This is a genomic window from Bradyrhizobium sp. USDA 4541 (assembly GCF_024171085.1).
GTDB classification, from domain to species: Bacteria; Pseudomonadota; Alphaproteobacteria; order Rhizobiales; family Xanthobacteraceae; genus Bradyrhizobium; species Bradyrhizobium australafricanum.
In genome coordinates this window covers 17,369-36,491 of sequence record NZ_JALJZF010000001.1, presented here as the reverse complement: position 1 = coordinate 36,491, position 19,123 = coordinate 17,369, and the positions used below count along the sequence as shown (strand labels likewise).

Below are 19,123 nucleotides of genomic sequence, written 5' to 3'. Positions count from 1 at the left end.
CCGACCGTGGCCGTACATCCTTCGAGGCTCGCCGAAGAGGCTCGCACCTCAGGATGACTGGGACAGATCATCGTTTGTCTGCCCTCACGCCGCCGCCTTCGCCTTCACCGGATGCACCGCGCGGAAGCCGATGGCGATCCGGTTCCAGGCGTTGATCGCGCCGATCAGCGTGGTCAGGTTGACCAGCTCGCTGTCCGAGAACTGGGCGCGCACGGCTTCATAGTCGGCGTCGGGCGCATGCGTCTCGGACACCAGCGTCAGCGCTTCGGTCCAGGCTAGCGCCGCGCGCTCGCGCTCGCTGTAGAGCGGGGACTCGCGCCAGGCGTTGAGCAGATAGAGCCGCTGCTCGGTCTCGCCATGCTTGCGGGCGTCCTCGGTGTGCATGTTGATGCAGTAGGCACAGCCGTTGATCTGCGAGGCGCGGGTCTTGACCAGCTCGATCAGCGATTGCTCGAGGCCGCTCGCAGCAATCTGGTTTTCGACCGCGACCAGCGCTCTGATGGTCTCGGGTGCGGCCTGGTAGAAGTTCATGCGGGGCTTCATGGTCGTTCTCCGTGGTTGTGGCTTGGGTTAGTGCGCACCGCCGCCAGCGAGCTGGCCCGGCTTCTTCAGGAAGAGTGTCGCCGCGAGTGCGATGATCAGCGCGACGCCGAGCAGGTAGAAGGTATCACTGAAGGCGAGGATGTAGGCCTGCTTCTGCACGACCTTGCCGATCGCCGCGATTGCGCGGTGGGCGGCCGCGGCCTGGTCGGCGACGCCGTGGTTCATGAAATACTGCGTCAGCTGCTCAATCCGGCTCCGCGTGGCCTGTTCCAGCAGCGAGACCGACTGCATCAGCACGTTGGAGTGATATTGCTCGCGCTTGGTCAGCAGCGTCTGCAGCACGGCGATGCCGACCGCACCGCCGAGGTTGCGCATCATGTTGAACAGCGCGGAGGCCGAGCCCGCATTCTCCAGCTCGATGCCCGCGGTCGCAACCGCCGACAGCGGCGCCATCACCAGCGCCTGGCCGATGGCGCGGACGATGTTGGGCCAGAACAGCTGGTCGGTGGCGTAGTCGTTGGTCATGAAGATGTTCATGAAGTTGGAGCCGGCGAACAGCGCGAAGCCGACGCCGATGATGAGGCGCGGGTCGAAGCGCTGCATCAGCCGCGGTACCAGCGGGATCAGCGCGAGCTGCGGCAGCCCGGTCCAGGCCAGCACCATGCCGATCTGCTCGGCATTGTAGCCCTGGATGCGCGCGAGGTACTGCGGCAGGATGAACACCGAGCCGTACAGCGCGATGCCAAGCAGGAAGTTGGCCAGCATGCCGAAGCCGAAATTGCGGCGGGCGAGCAGGCGCAGATTGAGCAGCGGCTTCTCGACGGTGAATTCGACGATCAGGAAGGCGACCAGCGCGACCGCCGCGATGACAGACAGGCGGACGATGAAGGGCGAGCCGAACCAGTCGTCCTTGTTGCCTTCCTCCAGCACGGTCTGCAGCGCGGCGAGGCCGATCGCCATGGTGATGATGCCGAGCCAGTCGCCCTGGCGGATCAGCGATAGCTTCATCGGGCTCGGATCGAGCGAGACGTACAGCATCGCGATCATCACGGCGCCGGGCACCAGGTTGACATAGAAAATGTACTGCCAGCCACAGTTCTCGGTCAGATAGCCGCCGATGGTCGGGCCGATCGCCGGCGCGAACGTCGCCGACAGCGCGAACAGCGCGAGCCCGATCGGCTGCTTGGCCTTCGGCAGCAACGTGATGATCAGCGTGAACGCCATCGGGATCAGCACGCCGCCGGTGAAGCCTTGCACGGCGCGCAGCGCGATCATCTGCGGCAGGTCCTGCGCCAGCGCGCATGCCGCCGAGAACACCAGGAACAGCGCGGCGTTGGTGAGCAGATAGATGCGCACCGAGAACACCTGCGCGAGCCAGCCGGAGAGCGGGATCACCACGATCTCGGCGATCAGATAGGAGGTCGAGATCCAGCCGCCGTCGTCGATCCCGGCGCCGATCGCGCCCTGCACATCGGCGAGCGAGGCGTTGACGATCTGGATGTTCAGCACCGCCATGAACGCGCCGAGCGTCGCCCCGATCACCGCGATCCAGGTTTTCGTGGGGATCGCCGGCGCCGCCGGCGCTGCGGGGGCGGGGAGCGCGGCGGCGTTCGCTGCGTCGGCTGTGGGCTGAAGTGCGGTCATCGAGGTCGTCCTTGCTACCCACACAAGATGTATTAGGCGGCCGGTTTCGATAATCCGAGAAAGACTGGAAGGATTGTCCGGTAGAGGTTGATAATCAACGGCTGCGGCTGAGAGAGCGACTGCGGTTATGGCCACGGCACGACGGCTGCGTTTGGCCTGCGTGCCGTCGACTAGTGAGGTGAGCACGCCTCTCAAGCTCCCTCTCCCGCTTGCGGGGGAGGGTGGGGTGGGGGCTCTCTCCACAAGATGACTCGCGGAGAGAGCCCCCACCCGCAAGCGGGAGAGGCGAAGAGGGCGTAGACAGCAAAACGCGATCGACCACCGATGGGTGATCGATCGCGCGGAGCCAGCCGAAGAAGCGTTTGGTCCTATCCGCCGTGCTGCCGCGTCGCCGATGCCAGCCGTCGCTTCTCCTCGCGCTCGGCCAGCACCGTTGCCTTGGTGTTGACGGTCGGGATCGCCGACATGCCGGGGCGCAAGAGGCCGGTTAGGCTGTGATCGTCGAGCACGATCTTCACCGGCACGCGCTGTACGATCTTGGTGAAATTGCCGGTGGCGTTGTCGGGCGGCAGCAGCGCGAATTCGAGGCCGCTGGCCGGCGACAGGCTGTCGACATGACCCTTCAGCGTGGTGCCGCGAAAACTGTCGACCGTGAGCTCGACCGGCTGGCCGTTGCGCACATGGGTCAGCTGCGTCTCCTTGAAATTGGCGATCACATAGACCGCGTCCAGCGGCACCACCGCCATCAGCTGGGTGCCGGCCTGCACATATTGCCCGACGCGCAGCGTGCGGGCGCCGACCGTGCCGTCGACCGGCGCGGTGATCCGGGCGTAGGACAGGTTGAGCTCGGCCTGCTGCTCGACCGCGCGAGCGCGGTCCACCTGCGCTGCGGCCTGGGCGCGCTGCGTGGTCAGCACGTCGACCTTGCGCTGGGCCGCCGACAGCGCCGACTTCGCGTGCTGCAATTGCGCGGTGTTGGCGCGCAGCGCCGCGTCGGTCTGTTGCGCACGCTGAATGGTGCCGGAGCCGGACTTCATCAGCCCGTCGTAGCGGGTCTGCTCTTCCTGCGCGAATTTCAGGTTTGCCTCGGCGGCGGTGACGTCGGCCGTGCTCTGGTCGATGATCGGCTGCTGCAGCTCGAGCTGGGCATCGAGGTTGCGTACCGAGGCGCTGGCGGCGTCGACATCGGCCTTGGCCTGGCCGAGCGCGGTGCGGTAATCGCGGTCGTCGATCTCGGCCAGCAACTGGCCGGCCTTCACCGGCTGGTTGTCGGTGACCAGCACTTTGGCGATGTAGCCCGAGACCTTCGGGGCGATGATCGTGGAGTCCGCCTTCACGTAGGCGTCGTCAGTGGTTTCGAGGTAGCGGCCGGTGGTGACGTAGTCGTAGCCAAAGTCGGCTGCCACGGCGACGCCGATGATCGCGGCGAGCCCGAGCGCCACCCGCTTGACAGCTTTCCGCGACGGGCGGAGGCCGATTTTTGTTGCTTGTTCAGGGACATAAGTGGTGGTCGACATGGCATCCTCCGGGTCGAACATTCGCGTCCTTCCAGAAAGGGCGCCCAGTACGCCCTTAGATGCAATGTCCTCCCCGCTGTGATAATCCCGATAAAACTGGAAGCATTATCAACCCAGCGCTGATAATCCGGACCTTGCCGCATGGATCGCCTGACCAGCCTGACCGCCTTCGTCCGGGTCGTGGACACCGGCGGCTTTTCCGCGGCCGGCCGCAAGCTCAACATGTCCACCACCATGGTGAGCAACCACGTGCAGTCGCTGGAGGACCGGCTCGGCGCCCGGCTGCTCAACCGCACCACGCGCAAGGTCAGCCTCACCGAGGTCGGCCAGGCCTATTACGACCGCTGCGTCCAGATCCTCGCCGACATCGAGCAGGCCGACGACATCGCGGGCGCCCAGCAATCGGTGCCGCGCGGCACCCTGCGCATCTTCACCAACACCCATCTCGTCCAGTTCCTGTCGCCCGCGGTGGCCGAGTTCCTCGCCACCTATCCCGAGGTCAAGGTCGATCTCACGATCGGCGAGCGCAATGCCGATCTGATCGACGAGAACTACGATCTCGCCGTGCGCATGGTGCCGCCGCCGGACTCCAGCCTGATCGTGCGCACCATCGCGACCTGGCGCCACGTGCTGTGCTGCTCGCACCGCTATATCGAACAGCACGGCAAGCCAACGCTGCTGGCCGACCTCTCCGCGCGCAACTGCATGCGCCACGCCAACTATCCCTATGGCGACGAGTGGCGCTTCGCCGACCGCAAGGGCACGCCGGCCGCAGTGCGCGTCTCCGGAAATCTGATCTCCAACAGCGGCGAAACCCTGAAGCTCGCGGCGCTGGCCGGCGTCGGCGTCTTCCTCGCGGCCGGCTTCCTGGTTCGCGACGAGCTGGAGTCGGGACAACTGGTCCGCCTGCTGCCCGAATACCGGCCGGTCGAGCTCACCATGAATGCTGTCTATCCGCATCGCCATCATCTCTCGGCGAAGGTCCGCACCTTCATCGACCTGCTGGTCCATCACGCCACCGAGCAGCAGAAGCTGATCAATCCGTATTCGTGAGCGAAGGAGCTCGCACTTAGATTCACCCCGTCATCCTGAGGAGCCGCGCAGCGGCGTCCCGAAGGATGCACGGCCCGGCTGCTGGCCGTTCATCCTTCGAGGCTCGCTCCGCTCGCACCTCCAGCGACAAAGGCGAAGCCTTTGCGCGGGGATGACGGGACTAATAGTGCGACGTTCCTTCCGCGTCATGACCACCCGGCAGCCGTTGCGTGTATGAAGATCGCCTCACCTGCCGGGGTCCGTCATGCCGTTTCGTCTCCTCGCATCACTCCTGTTCGCGCTCGCAGCAAACCTGCTGCTGCAACTGCCGGCGCGCGCCGCCTATCCCGACCACATCGTCAAGATCGTGGTGCCGTTCGCACCGGGCGGCGGCACCGATGTCGTGGCGCGGACGCTGGCGCAGGAGATGCAGAAGGATCTCGGCGTCACCGTCATCATCGAGAACAAGCCGGGCGCCGGCACCATCATCGGCACGCAGAGCGTCGCGGCGAGCCCATCCGACGGCTACACGCTGCTGATGGCGACCTTCGCCAACGCGGTCAATCCGAGCCTTTACAGCAAGCTGCCTTATGATGCGCACAAGGATTTTGCGCCCGTGGCGCTGGTGGCGCGCTCCTTCAACGTCGTTGTGGTCAATCCCGCTTCGCCGATCAAGTCGATTGCCGATCTGATCGCGGCCGCGAAGGCCGATCCGGAAAAGCTGTCCTACGGCACCTATGGCACCGGCACCTCGGCGCATCTCGCCGGCGAACTGTTCAAGCACATGACCGGGGTCAATCTCACCACCGTTCCCTACAAGGGCGCGGCGCCTGCCATCACCGACCTCTTGGGTGGCCAGATCCAGGTAATGTTCACCACGGTGGCAAGCTGCGCCTCGCTGGTCGAGGCCGGGCAGCTGCGCGCGATCGGAGTGACGTCGGCCGAACGCTCGCCTGCGTTCCCGCAATTGCCGACGGTCTCGGAAGCCGGCGCCTCCGGCTATGTCGCCGAATCCTGGTACGGCCTCTACTGTGCCGGCGAATACGCCGACCGACATCATCGACCGCCTCAACAGATCGGCGGCCAAGGCCGTGCAGGCGGAGGCCTTCAAGAAGCTCAGCGTGTGAGGGCCTCGTGATGGTGGCCTCTCCTCCGGCCGAGCTCGACCGCTACTTTGCCGGCGAGGAGGCGCGCTGGCGCAAGGTGATAAAGGACGCCGGCATCAAGGCCGAATAGGCGGCATGCGCCAGGTGACGATCACATCTTTTTGCGTCGCATTGCCGTAACCGTGATTCTAGACGCAACGGACCGGTTCCTGGATCGTTGCCATGATCAGCGGAACCTCCCGCCTTGAGCTGTGTCTTGCGTCAAAGAGTAGGCCATGTGGATTTTGTTGCTGCTGCCGTTCATCGGCTTGCTGTGGGTGCCGTTCTATAATTTCGTCGAGCCGTCGCTGTTCGGCTTTCCCTTCTTCTACTGGTACCAGCTCGCCTGGGTGCCGATCTCCTCGCTCTTGATCTGGCTGGTCTATCGCAGCCGCCGGCCCGATACCGACGAGCCGCGGTGAGGGGACAGCCATGACCGATCACATCGCCTGGGTGGCGCTCTCCGTCTTCATCTTCTTTTTCGCGCTCGTCACCGTGATGGGCTTCTTCGCGGCGCGCTGGAAATCCGGCCCGGTCAGCGAGCATCTCGACGAATGGGGCCTCGGCGGTCGCCAGTTCGGCACCTGGATCACCTGGTTCCTGGTCGGCGGCGATTTCTACACCGCCTACACCGTGATCGCGGTGCCGGCGCTGGTCTACGCGGTCGGTGCCTACGGCTTCTTCGCGCTGCCCTACACCATCATCGTCTATCCCTTCGTGTTCGCTGTCATGCCGGTGCTGTGGAAGAAGGCGCATGCGAACGGCTACGTCACCGCCGCCGATGTCGTCCACGGCGCCTATGGCTCGCGCGCGCTCGAGCTCGCGGTGGCGCTGACCGGCCTGGTCGCGACCATGCCCTACATCGCGTTGCAGCTGATCGGCATGGAGGTCGTGATCAAGGCGATGGGGCTATCCGGCGAACTGCCGATCATCGCCGCCTTCGTGATCCTCGCGCTCTATACCTATAGCTCCGGCCTGCGCGCGCCGGCGCTGATCGCCTTCGTCAAGGACATCATGATCTACATCGTGGTGCTGGCCGCCGTGGTCGTGGTGCCCGCGAAGCTCGGCGGCTACGGCGCGGTGTTCTCGGCCGCCAACGACGCCTTCACGGCGAAGGGCGGCGCCACCGGCCTGACGTTGAAGCCCGGACAGTACCTGCCCTATGCGACGCTGGCGCTGGGCTCGGCGCTCGCCGCCTTCATGTACCCGCACACGCTGACCGGCATCTTCGCCTCGAAGTCGGCGGATACCATCCGCAAGAATGCGATCCTGCTGCCGGCCTATACGCTCTTGCTCGGCCTGATCGCGCTGCTCGGCTACATGGCCTATGCCGCCGGCATCAAGGTGACTTCGCCGAACGACGTGGTGCCGATGCTGTTCAAGACGCTGTTCCCGGAATGGTTCGCGGGCTTTGCGTTCTCGGCGATCGCGATCGGCGCGCTGGTGCCGGCGGCGGTGATGAGCATCGGCGCCGCCAACCTGTTCACGCGCAATGTCTGGAAGTCCTACGTCAACCCGGACATCTCGCACGCCGGTGAGGCGTCGGTGGCGAAGATCACATCGCTGGTGGTCAAGGTCGGTGCGCTCGCCTTCATCTTGTTCCTGCCGACGCAATATGCGCTCGACCTGCAACTGCTTGGCGGCCTCTGGATCGTGCAGACGCTGCCGGCGCTGGTGTTCGGGCTGTTCACCGTCTGGTTCCGCGCCGAAGGGCTGCTGCTCGGCTGGGCGGTCGGCATCGGCTGGGGCACGTATACGGCGTGGAGCAACGGGCTGAAGCCGCTCGCCAGCATCTCGCTCGGCGATGCCAGCTACAGCTTCTATGTCGGCCTCGGCGCGTTGCTGCTCAACATCGTCGTAGCGGTGCTCGCGACTGTCGTGGTCGGCCTGATATCACCCGCCAAGCGCCGCGCGGCGGCCTGAGCCGTCGCCTTGGTCTGACGGGGCGGAGGCAAGTCGCGCGGTGAGCCGCGCAACCTCCGCCCTGGTCTTTTCGATCGCGGCGTCTTTCACCGACCCATAGCCGCGGATCTCCATCGGCGCCTTTGCCAGCGCGACGAGATCGGGCAGCCGTGCCTTGTCGAGCTTGCCGAGCATGGTCTCGATCAGCGCCTCATACCAGGTAATCAGCTCGCGCTCGGTGCGGCGCTCCGCGGAGTAGCCGAACAGGTCGAAGGGTGTGCCGCGCAGCCCTTTCAGGCTCGCGAGCAACCGCAGCGGCGTCTGGATCCACTGTCCGAACGCGCGCTTCCTCGGCCGTCCCCGTGCATCGCGCCGCGCTGGCAGGAACGGCGGCGCAAGGTGATATTGCACCGTGAAGTCGCCGTCGAATTCCTGGCTGAGCTCGTCGAGGAAGCCGCTCTGCATATGCAGCCGCGCCACTTCGTATTCGTCCTTATACGCCATCAGCTTGAACAGCGACCGCGCCACGGCGTCGGTCAAGGTCTCGCTGCCCAGCGCGGCCTCGGCGCGACGCACGCGGTCGATTGTCGCCCGATAGCGCGCGGCATAGGCCTCGTCCTGATAGTCACGAAGGAAATCCGCGCGGCGCGCGATCACCTGCTCCAGCGTCTCCGGTACATCGGCCGCAGCACCGTCGGCCTTCGGCAAGAACTCCGGATCGGCGAAAGCGATCCGGCCCCAGGCCAGCGCCTGCCTGTTGCGCTCGATGGCGACGCCGTTCAATTCGATCGCGCGCGTCAGCGCCTCCAGCGAGACCGGCACCAGGCCCTGCTGCCAGGCGAAGCCGAGCATCATGATGTTGGCAAAGACGCTGTCGCCGAGCAGCCGCTCGGCCAGCGCGTTGGCGTCGATCATGGTGAGGTTGCCCGACCCGATCACCCGCTCGATCGCGCGCAAGCGAACCGGCGAGGCGAGGTCGGCATCGCGGAAGCGCACCACGTCGCCGGTCGGCATCTCGGCGATATTGACCGCGGCGCGCATTCCCTTGCGATAGGTGCCGGATGCTTTTGCCGACGAGCTCACCACGAGGTCGCAACCGATCAGCGCGTCAGCCGCGCCCTGGTCGATCCGCACCTGATGCAGCGCGTCGGGCGTAACCGCCAGCCGCAGGTAGCTCAGCACGGGGCCGAACTTCTGCGCAAAACCGGTGAAGTCGAGCACCGAGACGCCGCGGCCCTCGAGATGCGCGGCCATCGCGATCAATGCGCCGACTGTAATGACGCCGGTGCCGCCGACGCCGGTGACAAGGAGATCATAGGGCCGCTCCAGTCCCGCAAGCTCCGGTACCGGCAGCGCGGCTGCGCGCGCCAGCGGATCGATCGCGCTCGCGCTCTTCGCCCGCCGCTTGCCGCCCTCGATGGTGACGAAGCTCGGGCAGAAGCCGTTGAGACAGGAAAAGTCCTTGTTGCAGGTTGAGAGGTTGATCCGGCGCCTGCGGCCGAACGGCGTTTCCTTCGGCTCGACGCTGAGGCAGTTGGATTCCACCGAGCAGTCGCCGCAGCCCTCGCAGACGAGGTCGTTGATGTAGGCGAAGCGCGCGGGATCCTCGATCGTGCCGCGCTTGCGCCGCCGCCGCTTCTCGGTGGCGCAGGTCTGCTGATAGATCAGCACGGTGACGCCGGGAATTGCGCGCAGCTCGCGCTGCACGGCATCCATCGCCTCGCGCGGATGGATGGTGACGCCGGCGGGCAGATCCGCCGGCGAGAAATGCGCGGGATCGTCCGACACCAGCGCGATCCGCGCGACGCCCTCGGCGCGGACAGAGTGCGCGATCGCCTGCACGCTGACCGGGCCGTCGACCGGCTGGCCGCCGGTCATCGCCACCGCGTCATTGAACAGGATCTTGTAGGTGATGTTGGCTTTCGCGGCGATCGCCTGCCGGATCGCCATCGAGCCGGAGTGATAGTAGGTGCCTTCGCCGAGATTCTGGAACACGTGGCTGTTGCCGGTGAATTTCGATGACGCCGCCCAGTTGACGCCTTCGCCGCCCATCTGGATCAGCGACGAGGTCTCGCGGTCCATCCAGCTTGCCATGAAATGGCAGCCGATGCCGGCCAGCGCCTTGGAGCCCTCGGGCACTTTCGTCGAGGTGTTATGCGGGCAGCCCGAGCAGAAATACGGCGTACGGGTCGCGCCCGGCACCGCGATCACGCGGTCCTGTTCGGGCACCAGCGCGGCAACGCGGCGAGCGAGTTGCAATTCCGGAAACATCGGGTCGAGCCGGCGCGCCAGCACGTCGGCGAGCATCCGCGGCGACAATTCGCCGGTCCAGGAGATCAGCCGCGCGCCGCTCTCGTCATGCTTGCCGACCATCCGGTCCGGCTTGGCGCCGGGATAGTCGTAGAAATACTCCTTGAACTGGCTCTCGATGATGCCGCGCTTCTCCTCGACCACGAGGATCTCGCGCTTGCCCTTCACGAACTCCATCGCATCATGCAGCGCCAGCGGCCACACCATGCCGACCTTGTAGATGTCGATGCCGAAGCGGCGGCACGCGGCTTCATCCAGCCCGACCAGCCGCAGCGCCTCCATCAGATCGAGATGCGCCTTGCCCGTGGTGACGATGCCGTAGCTCGCATCCTTGACGTCGTAGATGCGGCGATCGATCGGATTGGCTTTCGCGAAGGCGTAGACCGCGTGCTTCTTCGCCTCCAGCCGTTCCTCGATCTGCGGGCCCGGCAGATCCGGCCAGCGATAATGCAGGCCGCCGGGCGGCGGCACGAAATCCGGTTGCACGAAACGGCGCGGCGGCCGCAGCTCGACCGAGGCGCCGGACTCCACGATCTCCGAGATCGCCTTGAAGCCGACCCACATGCCGGAGAACCGGCTCAGCGCGTACCCATACTCGCCGAATGCGAGATATTCGCCGATATCGGCCGGATGCAGCGTCGGCATGAACCAGCTCATGAAGGCGACGTCGGACTGATGAGGCATCGAGGACGACACGCAGCCATGGTCGTCGCCCGCGACGACGAGCACGCCGCCACGCGGCGAGGAGCCATAGGCATTGCCGTGCTTCAGCGCATCGCCGGAGCGATCGACGCCGGGGCCCTTGCCGTACCACAGGGCGAACACGCCATCGACCTCGCGATCTCTTTGCGTCTCGACCTGCTGCGAGCCGAGTACGGCGGTCGCCGCGAGGTCCTCATTCACCGCGGGCAGGAATTCGATGCGGCTGTCCTTGAGCTGCTCGCCGATCTTCCACAGTTCGAGATCGACGCCGCCGAGCGGCGAGCCGCGATAGCCGGAGATGAAGCCCGCGGTGTTGAGGCCGGCAGCGCGGTCGCGCCGCGCCTGGTCGAGCACGATGCGGACGATCGCTTGCGTGCCGGTGAGGAAGACGCGGCCGCGCTCGCGGCTGTAGCGCTCGGACAGCTGATAGGCGTCGAGCAACGGCATCTGGCCCATGACTTACCTCTCCGGGATTCGCGATGTCTGATCCGACAAGGCTATGCCTGTGGGCGTGGTAGGTCTTACCTATCCATTCATTTGTCGCGGAAAAATCGGCAGGATATTGCTGAGAACGATGTAGTTCGGTAGGATCTACCAAATCGAGGGCCTCGCAATGGTCGAAGAGCAGGACGAGAAAATCCTCGCCGAACTGCAGAAGGACGGCCGCGCCACCAACCAGCAGCTTGCGGAAACCGTCGGGATGTCGACCTCGGCGTGCTGGCGCCGGGTCCGTGCGCTGGAAGAGTCCGGTGTCATCTCGGGCTATTCGGCGCTGGTCGCGCGCGAGCGCGCAGGCTTTGCGACCTCGGCGATCCTGCACGTTTCGCTCGAGCGCCACGACGTCAAATTCGTCGACGAGTTCGTCGCGCGGGTGATGAAGCGCCGCGAAGTGCTGGAATGCTTCGCGACCACCGGCGACGCCGATTATCACCTGCGCGTCGTGGTGCGCGACATGGACGCCTACAACAAATTCCTCGACGAGTTCATGTTCCGCATCCCAGGCATCCGCCACGTCCGTACCAACGTGATCCTGAAGGAGATCAAGACCGGCGTGGCGTTGCCGTTTTGAAGTGATGTGTCTGACGACGATGATGGGGCCGCGCGCTCAATTTTCTGTCCCGTCACCCTGAGGAGGCCGCGTAGCGGCCGTCTCGAAGGGCGAACGGCCTCCAGCCCGGCCGTGCATCCTTCGAGGCTCGCCCAGCGGCGCAAGTGCGCCGCAAGGCTCGCGCCTCCAGCGACAAAGGCGAAGCCTTTGCGCGGGGATGACGGTCGAAGTAGTCGGTAGGATGGGTAGAGCGCAGCGAAACCCATCATGGTACCGCGGGTTGGACTTGATGGGTTTCGCTGCGCTCTACTACCCATCCTACGAGGATACGGGTCATGCTGCCTGTTCTGTCGACTTGGTTTTCAACAGAATCATGAACACCATGACATGGCTGACCAGCAGCAGCGGCACATAGAGCGCCGGAATGTAGATGCCGGCGCCGAACAGGCCGGGATCGCCGATCTTCACGCCGTTGTAATAGGCATTGAGCAGATCCAGCGTGCCCCAGATGTTGAAGACCCAGACGATCGGAATCGCGATCGCCCACCGCCAGGACAGCGCCGCCATCGCAAGCAGCGCGAGAACGGCGGCGACGAGATCGCCCCATCCGACCTCGCTGGCGAAATCCGCGCTCAATTGCGGCGACACGAACCCGGCCACCATGAAGTTCATGCCCAGGAACCTGAACGCATGGAAGGCTGCGAGCAGTCGGAGCGCGTTGTCACGTGGCATCGCGCGGAGCGCCGGCCAGACGTAGGTGACGGCCACGACGGCACTTGTCAGAAACCCGCCGGCGACGCTGAGGACGAATGGAAGATTGAAGCCCGGGGGCATCGGCGGATTCCCTTGTTGTCGATCGGTTCGGTTGGCTTGCGTTCAGGACCTTGACGCTCAGGGCTTGGCGACGAGCAGGCGGAGCGGCAGCAGCGGGCCGACCCCGATGTACTCGTGATCCATCAGATCGAGCTTGGACAACGGCAGCCCTTCCATGATCGCGTGCGCCTCGGATGCATCCTTGGCGTCGAGCAGAAAGACCACGCCGCGCCCGTCGGAGCGCGAATACCATTCGCGAATCTTGCCGTTGAGATAGAGCTGCACGGTCTGCCGGATTTCGTCCGGCATCACGACCGTCACCTGATCGCGGGTGACGCCGGCTTTCGCAGTGAGGATGACCATCACGCCTGTGGTGATGGTGGAGGCGGCTTGTGCCTGTACTTGGGCTTGAGCAGGGGAGGGAGCGGTCATGATGGTGGCGCCTGTCAGAGTGAGGGTGAGAGCCAGGATTGTGTGACGGATTGCTTGCATCGGTCGCATGTCTCCGTTCACGACGGATGTCGTGATGTCGCGTGAGCAGCGCGCGTCGCTTTGCTGCTGCTTGTGGCTCCGATGTAAGGCAGCTTTCCGTGAGCGACTATTCGCGATAATGTTCACGGGCCATGAAGCAGAACTTCACAGTCCGGCAGGGCGCGCTCGACGGTGTCGAGGCATTCCTGGCCGTCGCCCAGCACCGCAGTTTTCGCCGCGCGGCGGCCGAGCTCGGCGTCACGCCATCGGCGATCAGCCAGGCGGTGCGCGCCCTCGAGGCGCGCCTCGGCGCGGTGCTGTTCATCCGCACCACCCGCAGCGTCGGACTGACCGACGCCGGCGAACGGTTTCTGGCGCGCGCAAGACCGGCATTCGAGGAGTTGGTCGCGGCGAGCGGGGCGGCGCGGGAGCTCGGGCAGAAGCCCGCCGGGCTGTTGCGTCTCACCGTGCCGCGCTCGGTGGTGCCGATCCTGCTGGAGCCGCTGATCGCGTCGTTCTGCAAGGCCTATCCCGAGATCGAGGTCGAGCTCGCCGCCAGCGAGGAATTGGTCGACCTCGCCGCCGGCGGCTTCGATGCGGGCATCCGGATGGGCCAGTTCATCAATCCGGACATGGTCGCGGTGCGCCTGACCAAGCCGTTCCCGTTCGCCATCGTCGGCAGCCCGGACTATCTCGCGCGCCGCGGCCGCCCCAAGCGTCCGGACGATCTGCGCGCGCACGCGTGCCTGCGGCTCCGGCGGTCGAACGGAGGGCTCGCGCCGTGGTCGCTGAACGACAATGGCCGTTCGATCGAGCTTGCCGTGTCGGGATCCTTCATCGGCCATGATTTTCCGACGCTGGTCGGCGCCGCCATCGAAGGCGTGGGCCTCGCGCAAGTCCCCGCACCGCTGATATCAGGCGCCGTCAAGGAGAAGAAGCTCGTCCGCGTGCTGGAGCCATTCGCGCCGACGACGCCGGGCGTGTTCCTCTACTATCCCGGCCATCGCCAGATCATGCCGAAGCTGCGCGCCTTCATCGATCACGTGAAGAGCAGGCCGCGGGCCGCGCGGTGAGGAGAGCCCGGATTTGCATTGCTCGTTCACGTCATCTCGGAATGACGGGAGGGTCTAGGCGCGCTTCTGAGGATGCCAGTCAGGCACCGTCTTGACCATGTGCCAGACCAGCAGGTCGAGGGCGCGGGTCATGCCTTCCCGCGACCTGGTATTGGTGAACGCCGACCAGCAGAAATCGCCGCTGGTTCGCACCGAGATCGTCGTCGTTCCGTCCAGGAGGCCGCTGTGCCACCAATTATTGTTCGCGGTGACGAACAGGCCCTTGGCGTAGCGGGGGTTGATGGCGCTGGGGGTGCTCATGACGCGGAGGCTGTCGTCGGTCAGCAGCTGCTCAGTGTCCTTGAAGCCGTCGATATGGACGAACAGCGTCGTCAAATCGCCCGGCGTCGCAATCCAGCCGCCGTGCGAATCCATCCGGGCGACGTTCATCCGGTACGGATCGCCGGTCTGGCTGTAGTATTTCACTTCGTTGCTTGCGCGCTCGCCCAGCGTATTGCCGGCAATCTGCATGTCGGTGATGCCGCATCGCTTCAGGACGGCGTCCTTGATGTATTGCTCGTAGCTCTGGCCGCTCAGCTTTTCGATCACGCGGCCGATGATGCAATAGCCGAAGTTCGAATAGGCATAGGCTTCGCCTGGCGGACTGGTGAGCGGCATATGCTCCAGCGTCCAGCCGATCAGTTCGCGATGCTTCAGGTTCTGGTTCATGAACATCGGATCGCGAGACTGGTTTCCCCAGGTCCCGGTGGTGTGGGTCAAGAGATGCTCGACCGTGATCTGCTCGACATGGGAGCGAGACGAGCCGGGTGGCATCAAGCTTGGCAGCGTGGGTGTCGTCGGATAGTCCTTGCCGAGAATGGAGCTTGCGCCGAACACATAGTCGCCGAGCCGCAATTTGCCGGCCTCGATCAGGGTGAAGATCCCGGTCGAGGTCACAGGCTTCGATATGCTCGCGATCCGGAAGCGGTGTTGCGGGGTCAATGCTTCGCCGGTCTCCCGATCCGCAACCCCGAACGCCTCGACATAAGCCGGCTTTCCCTTGATTGCGATCGCGATCGAAAGACCCGGTACATCGTAGTCCTTCATGAAGTCGGCGGCCAGGTCAGCCATCTGCTTGCGTTGCTCCGACGTCGGAAGCTCCGCGGGCTGCTCGGCAAGGGCGGTCGACGGCCCGCAAACGATCCCTGCGGCCGATAGCAGGGAGCCCTGAAGCAACGTTCGGCGTGAAAGTGGCATGGCTGACTTGTCTGATGAGTGCGCGCGGACCTTATTGCGCTTCGCCCTGTGTTGTCACGATGCGAACGGCTATGTGATCACGTCACGATGGCCCGTCGGGCAAATGATGTCGCGAGAATGCGAGTGTGTGATCCACCAGCGGCGCCACAAACTCGCCGTCGTGCCGGCGAAAGCCGGGACGACAAATGGAGAGAGAAGCGACCCGGTCCATCACCGTCATGCTGAGGTGCGAGCGCAGCGAGCCTCGAAGCACGACGGCCCGGCTCTCGACGCAAGGATGGAGCGGCGGCCGTGCATCCTTCGAGGCTCGCTTCGCGAGCACCTCAGGATGACGGCTCTAAAGTGGTGCAAGCCGCCTCACACCTTCTCCCTCACGAACCTGTTCCGCAGCGTGCCGATGCCGGTGATGTCGATCTCGACCACGTCGCCGTCCTTCAGGTCCGGCGAGGCGCCGTCGGTGCCCATCCAGATCACGTCGCCGGGCGACAGCGTGAAATATTTGGTCAGTTCGACGAGGAACGGGACGATGCCGAAGATCATCTCGTTGGTGTGGAAGCGGCCGGTTTCCTTGCCGTTGACGCGGATCGCGGTCTCCATGCGGTCGAGGTCGACATCGGTCTCGATCCACGGACCCATCGGCTTGAAGGTATCGGCGTTCTTGGCACGCCACAGTCCGCGATCGGCCTTCTGCCAGCTGCGTTCGGAGACGTCGTTGCCGATGGTGTAGCCGAACACGCAGTCCATCGCGTTGGCCTCGGTCAGGTGCTTGGCGGTCTTGCCGATCACGACGACGAGCTCGCCCTCGTAATGGATCTTCTCGGTCGCGCTCGCGGGGATCACGACGTTCTCGTCATGGGCGATCAGCGCGTTCTGCGCGCGGTAGCCGATCTCGGGACGATCGGGAACGTTCGGCACCGTGCCGGCCTTGTCGGCGGCTTCTTTGAGGTGTTTCAAATAATTCAGCCCGACGCAGTAGAAGGTGCGCGGGATCAGCGGCAGCTCGATCTTGACGTCCTTCAACGCATGCGTCTTCGACGTCTTGCTCCATTCACCGAAGGGATCGCCATTGACGGTGGTGACGGCGTCGCCCTCGACGAGGCCCCAAGACGTAGTGCCTGCGGCAGTAAATTTCAGCCAGCGCATGATGATGTCCCTCTATTCCGCGGCCTGCGCGCGGGTCTTCCAGGCGCCCGCGGCCGGGCGCTTCAGTCCGAGATTCTCGCGCAGCGTCGTGCCGGCGTAATCCTTGTGGAACAGCCCGCGCTTCTGCAGTTCGGGCACCACGTGGTTGACGAAGTCGGCATAGGAGCCCGGCACGTAGCTCGCCGCGACGACGAAGCCATCGCAGCCGCGATTGACAAACATCTCCTCCAGCCGGTCGGCGATCTCCTTCGGGCCGCCGACCATCGCGTCCTGCACCTGGCCGCGGCCGGAGAAGGTGATGAAGTCGCGGGTCGAGGGATTGGTCTTGCCGGAGGTGCGCAGCACGCCGTCGCGGATGCCGAGCATGCCTTGCATGCCCTGCAACTCCTCGGTGGTTAGCGGCTCGTCGATCGGTTTGGCGCCGAAATCGAAGTTGAGGCCTTCGGCGAGCAGCGACAACGCGTCGATCTCGAGCGGCAGCTTCTGGATCACCGCCATCCGGTCCTCGGCCTCGGCCTTGGTCGCGCCGGTGACCGGCGTGATCAGATTGCAGAGGAACATCTGGTCGGGATCGCGCCCGGCCTTGGCGGCTTCGCCCCGGATCGCGTCATAGCCCTGCCTGGCATTGGCGAGGTTGCGCGCCGCGGTGAAGATCACCTCACCCCAACGCCCGGCAAAGCGCTGGCCGCGGCCGGAGGCGCCGGCCTGGATCACGACGGGATGGCCCTGCGGCGAGCGCGGCACCGTGAACGGGCCGCGCGAGGTGAAGAATGTGCCCTTGTGGTCGAGCCGCTTCACCTTGGTCGGATCGGCGAAGCGGCCGCTCTTCTTGTCGATCAGCAGCGAACCGTCTTCCCAGGCGTCCCAGTGGCCGAGCACCACCTCCATGAACTCGTCGGCGCGGTCATAGCGATGGTCGTGCTCGAGATGCTGCTCGCGGCCCATGTTGAGCGCTTCGCCGTCATTGACCGACGTCACCACGTTCCAGGCGGCGCGGCCACCCGTCATCAGGTCGAGCGTGGCGAAACGGCGGGCGACGTCGAACGGCTCGAAATAGGTGGTGGAGGCGGTCGAGGCGAGGCCGAGCTTGGTGGTGACCATGCCCATCGTGGTCAGCACCACGATCGGGTCCATCTTCACGCAGCGGATGCCGTATTCGACGGTGTGGGCGTGATCGTTGCCGTAACGATCGGGCATTGCGAGGCGATCGTCGAAGAACGCCATGTGGAACTTGCCGCGCTCCAGGATGCGCGCGATCTCCTGATAGTAGTCCGCCGACATCGAATCGTCGCGCGATTCCGGGTGACGCCAGGAGCTCGGCAGGTTGGTGCAGTTCTGCGCCTGCAAAAAGCCAACCAGCGCCATTTGCCGTGTCATGTCGTTCTCCTGTGTCCGCAACTATCAGCGAAGGTCGAGCTCATCGGTGAGCTTGTAATCGGCGGCGAGCGCCTTGAGCTTGTCCCAGGTCGCATCCTCGATCTCGATGCCGTCCTTGCGCCGCTGCTGCTCGCGCAGATATTCGATCTCGCCGGGATAGAACACGCCGCGGCTCCCTTCCGAGGGCGGCGTCGATTTCAAATAGCGGGCGAAGTCGGCGACTTCCTTCCTGAAGTCCTTGAGCGGACGGAATGCGGCGACGTTGAACACCGCCATGAAGCAGCCGTCGTTGTGTCGGCCGATCGGCTCGACGCCGAAGCCGAGCCCGGTCAGGAGGCCGCACAGCACCTCGACCATCGCGGCAAGGCCCGAGCCCTTGTAGCCCTCGCTGCCGCCGAGCGGCAGCAGCGCGCCGCCCTTGCGGTAGTCCTTTGGGTCAGTGGTGTCGCGCCCCTCGGCATCGATGATCCAGCCCTTCGGGATGCTCTCGCCGCGCGCCACCGCGAGCTGGATCTTGCCGGCGGCGACTGCCGAGGTCGCCATATCGAGATAGAATGGCGCCTCGAGGTCGGAGGGCACCGCGATCGAGAGCGGGTTGGTGCCGAGCCGGGCCTCGCGGCCGCCGAACGGCGCCACGTGTTTCGGCGAGCGGCCGGAATCGGCGGCCGCAATCCCGATCATGCCTTCGCGCATCGCCATCATCGGGTAATGCGCGAGGCGTCCGACATGGCTCTGCCGGAACACGGTGCAGGCCGCGACATTGGCGGTCTTCGCCTTGTTGATGGTCATCTCCATCGCCTTGGCGTTGACGTGGAAGCCGAAGCCCCAATGACCGTCGATCACGGTCGTGGTCGGTGTCTCCTGCACGATGGTCCATTTCGCGCCGGGCACGATGTGGCCGGCCTTGATGCGGTCGATATAGGTCGGGATTGCGATCACGCCGTGGGAGTCGTGGCCGGCGAGGTTGGCGTTGACGCAGCCGGAGGCGACTGCGCTGGCTTCCTCCTCCGATGCGCCGGCACCCTTGAGGAGTGCCGCGCCGATGCGCGTGAGACGGTCGGCCTGGACGATCGGCATGGGATTTTCCTCACGGTCTGCCCGCGTGATGCGCGGGTCGTGCTTGCTGTTGTCGACGTCATGCTCTCAAAGCGCCGAGGGGCGAGCAAG

At 65.1% G+C, this 19,123-nt stretch carries 16 protein-coding genes; 6 read left to right on the top strand and 10 right to left on the bottom strand.

Going from position 1 to position 19,123, the window contains the following annotated elements; genetic code table 11:
• Positions 1 to 84 precede the first annotated feature (84 nt).
• The 3 genes from J2R80_RS00150 to J2R80_RS00140 all read right to left on the bottom strand — a co-directional run bounded on the left by J2R80_RS00150 (position 85) and on the right by J2R80_RS00140 (position 3,704).
• Entirely contained in the window at positions 85 to 543 is a 459-nt protein-coding gene (locus J2R80_RS00150) for a carboxymuconolactone decarboxylase family protein (RefSeq protein ID WP_253588128.1), read from the bottom strand.
• Between the two features lie 27 nt (positions 544 to 570).
• Entirely contained in the window at positions 571 to 2,187 is a 1,617-nt protein-coding gene (locus tag J2R80_RS00145) for an MDR family MFS transporter (protein WP_253588127.1), read from the bottom strand.
• A gap of 368 nt (positions 2,188 to 2,555) precedes the next feature.
• Complete coding sequence (locus J2R80_RS00140; protein WP_253588126.1) at positions 2,556 to 3,704, bottom strand: HlyD family secretion protein; 1,149 nt, start codon at positions 3,702 to 3,704, stop codon at positions 2,556 to 2,558.
• Positions 3,705 to 3,845: 141 nt separating this feature from the next.
• On the opposite strand from J2R80_RS00140, the gene J2R80_RS00135 reads away from it, so the two are divergent.
• The 4 genes from J2R80_RS00135 to mctP all read left to right on the top strand — a co-directional run bounded on the left by J2R80_RS00135 (position 3,846) and on the right by mctP (position 7,804).
• A complete protein-coding gene (locus J2R80_RS00135) occupies positions 3,846 to 4,757 on the top strand; it encodes a LysR family transcriptional regulator (protein WP_253588124.1) in 912 nt (303 codons plus the stop codon).
• 244 nt (positions 4,758 to 5,001) lie between these two features.
• Positions 5,002 to 5,874: a tripartite tricarboxylate transporter substrate binding protein gene (locus tag J2R80_RS00130; protein ID WP_253588123.1), complete on the top strand. Its 873-nt coding sequence runs from the start codon at positions 5,002 to 5,004 to the stop codon at positions 5,872 to 5,874.
• Positions 5,875 to 6,117: 243 nt separating this feature from the next.
• A complete protein-coding gene (locus tag J2R80_RS00125) occupies positions 6,118 to 6,303 on the top strand; it encodes a DUF3311 domain-containing protein (protein ID WP_057015470.1) in 186 nt (61 codons plus the stop codon).
• A gap of 10 nt (positions 6,304 to 6,313) precedes the next feature.
• Positions 6,314 to 7,804 (top strand): monocarboxylate uptake permease MctP, encoded by a 1,491-nt coding sequence (gene mctP / locus J2R80_RS00120; RefSeq protein ID WP_076827599.1) that lies wholly within the window; start codon positions 6,314 to 6,316, stop codon positions 7,802 to 7,804.
• Here the strand turns inward: mctP and J2R80_RS00115 are convergent.
• Entirely contained in the window at positions 7,775 to 11,251 is a 3,477-nt protein-coding gene (locus J2R80_RS00115) for an indolepyruvate ferredoxin oxidoreductase family protein (RefSeq protein ID WP_253637893.1), read from the bottom strand. The genes mctP and J2R80_RS00115 overlap by 30 nt on opposite strands.
• 157 nt (positions 11,252 to 11,408) lie before the next feature.
• Between J2R80_RS00115 and J2R80_RS00110 the strand changes: the two genes are divergently transcribed.
• Positions 11,409 to 11,864 (top strand): Lrp/AsnC family transcriptional regulator, encoded by a 456-nt coding sequence (locus J2R80_RS00110; RefSeq protein WP_057015467.1) that lies wholly within the window; start codon positions 11,409 to 11,411, stop codon positions 11,862 to 11,864.
• 312 nt (positions 11,865 to 12,176) lie between these two features.
• Here J2R80_RS00110 and J2R80_RS00105 read toward each other — a convergent pair whose 3' ends face one another.
• Complete coding sequence (locus J2R80_RS00105) at positions 12,177 to 12,677, bottom strand: hypothetical protein (RefSeq protein WP_253604350.1); 501 nt, start codon at positions 12,675 to 12,677, stop codon at positions 12,177 to 12,179.
• Positions 12,678 to 12,734: 57 nt separating this feature from the next.
• The gene (locus J2R80_RS00100; protein WP_253637892.1) at positions 12,735 to 13,088 is read right to left on the bottom strand and encodes a hypothetical protein; all 354 of its coding nucleotides are present in this window, start codon (positions 13,086 to 13,088) and stop codon (positions 12,735 to 12,737) included.
• A 191-nt stretch (positions 13,089 to 13,279) separates the two neighbouring features.
• Between J2R80_RS00100 and J2R80_RS00095 the strand changes: the two genes are divergently transcribed.
• On the top strand, positions 13,280 to 14,200 hold the full coding sequence (locus J2R80_RS00095) for a LysR family transcriptional regulator (protein WP_076827592.1): 921 nt from the start codon (positions 13,280 to 13,282) through the stop codon (positions 14,198 to 14,200).
• A gap of 54 nt (positions 14,201 to 14,254) precedes the next feature.
• On the opposite strand, the gene J2R80_RS00090 is transcribed toward J2R80_RS00095, so the two are convergent.
• From J2R80_RS00090 to J2R80_RS00075, 4 genes are all read right to left on the bottom strand, one after another.
• Positions 14,255 to 15,310 carry a serine hydrolase gene (locus J2R80_RS00090; protein ID WP_253637891.1) on the bottom strand — a complete coding sequence of 352 codons (1,056 nt, stop codon included), beginning with the start codon at positions 15,308 to 15,310 and terminating at the stop codon, positions 14,255 to 14,257.
• Between the two features lie 483 nt (positions 15,311 to 15,793).
• Positions 15,794 to 16,579, bottom strand: a complete 786-nt coding sequence (locus J2R80_RS00085; RefSeq protein WP_057015462.1) for a fumarylacetoacetate hydrolase family protein — start codon at positions 16,577 to 16,579, stop codon at positions 15,794 to 15,796.
• 12 nt (positions 16,580 to 16,591) lie between these two features.
• Positions 16,592 to 17,956: an LLM class flavin-dependent oxidoreductase gene (locus J2R80_RS00080; protein ID WP_253588116.1), complete on the bottom strand. Its 1,365-nt coding sequence runs from the start codon at positions 17,954 to 17,956 to the stop codon at positions 16,592 to 16,594.
• Positions 17,957 to 17,980: 24 nt separating this feature from the next.
• Positions 17,981 to 19,033, bottom strand: a complete 1,053-nt coding sequence (locus J2R80_RS00075; protein ID WP_253588114.1) for an Ldh family oxidoreductase — start codon at positions 19,031 to 19,033, stop codon at positions 17,981 to 17,983.
• Between the last annotated feature and the right edge of the window lie 90 nt (positions 19,034 to 19,123).

Bases quoted from the DNA above. Each gene is read 5' to 3' on its own strand.
- J2R80_RS00150 (WP_253588128.1), bottom strand. From the start codon at position 543: ATGAAGCCCCGCATGAACTTCTACCAGGCCGCACCCGAGACCATCAGA.
- J2R80_RS00145 (WP_253588127.1), bottom strand. From the start codon at position 2,187: ATGACCGCACTTCAGCCCACAGCCGACGCAGCGAACGCCGCCGCGCTC.
- J2R80_RS00140 (WP_253588126.1), bottom strand. From the start codon at position 3,704: ATGTCGACCACCACTTATGTCCCTGAACAAGCAACAAAAATCGGCCTC.
- J2R80_RS00135 (WP_253588124.1), top strand. From the start codon at position 3,846: ATGGATCGCCTGACCAGCCTGACCGCCTTCGTCCGGGTCGTGGACACC.
- J2R80_RS00130 (WP_253588123.1), top strand. From the start codon at position 5,002: ATGCCGTTTCGTCTCCTCGCATCACTCCTGTTCGCGCTCGCAGCAAAC.
- J2R80_RS00125 (WP_057015470.1), top strand. From the start codon at position 6,118: ATGTGGATTTTGTTGCTGCTGCCGTTCATCGGCTTGCTGTGGGTGCCG.
- mctP (WP_076827599.1), top strand. From the start codon at position 6,314: ATGACCGATCACATCGCCTGGGTGGCGCTCTCCGTCTTCATCTTCTTT.
- J2R80_RS00115 (WP_253637893.1), bottom strand. From the start codon at position 11,251: ATGGGCCAGATGCCGTTGCTCGACGCCTATCAGCTGTCCGAGCGCTAC.
- J2R80_RS00110 (WP_057015467.1), top strand. From the start codon at position 11,409: ATGGTCGAAGAGCAGGACGAGAAAATCCTCGCCGAACTGCAGAAGGAC.
- J2R80_RS00105 (WP_253604350.1), bottom strand. From the start codon at position 12,677: ATGCCCCCGGGCTTCAATCTTCCATTCGTCCTCAGCGTCGCCGGCGGG.
- J2R80_RS00100 (WP_253637892.1), bottom strand. From the start codon at position 13,088: ATGACCGCTCCCTCCCCTGCTCAAGCCCAAGTACAGGCACAAGCCGCC.
- J2R80_RS00095 (WP_076827592.1), top strand. From the start codon at position 13,280: ATGAAGCAGAACTTCACAGTCCGGCAGGGCGCGCTCGACGGTGTCGAG.
- J2R80_RS00090 (WP_253637891.1), bottom strand. From the start codon at position 15,310: ATGGCTGACCTGGCCGCCGACTTCATGAAGGACTACGATGTACCGGGT.
- J2R80_RS00085 (WP_057015462.1), bottom strand. From the start codon at position 16,579: ATGCGCTGGCTGAAATTTACTGCCGCAGGCACTACGTCTTGGGGCCTC.
- J2R80_RS00080 (WP_253588116.1), bottom strand. From the start codon at position 17,956: ATGACACGGCAAATGGCGCTGGTTGGCTTTTTGCAGGCGCAGAACTGC.
- J2R80_RS00075 (WP_253588114.1), bottom strand. From the start codon at position 19,033: ATGCCGATCGTCCAGGCCGACCGTCTCACGCGCATCGGCGCGGCACTC.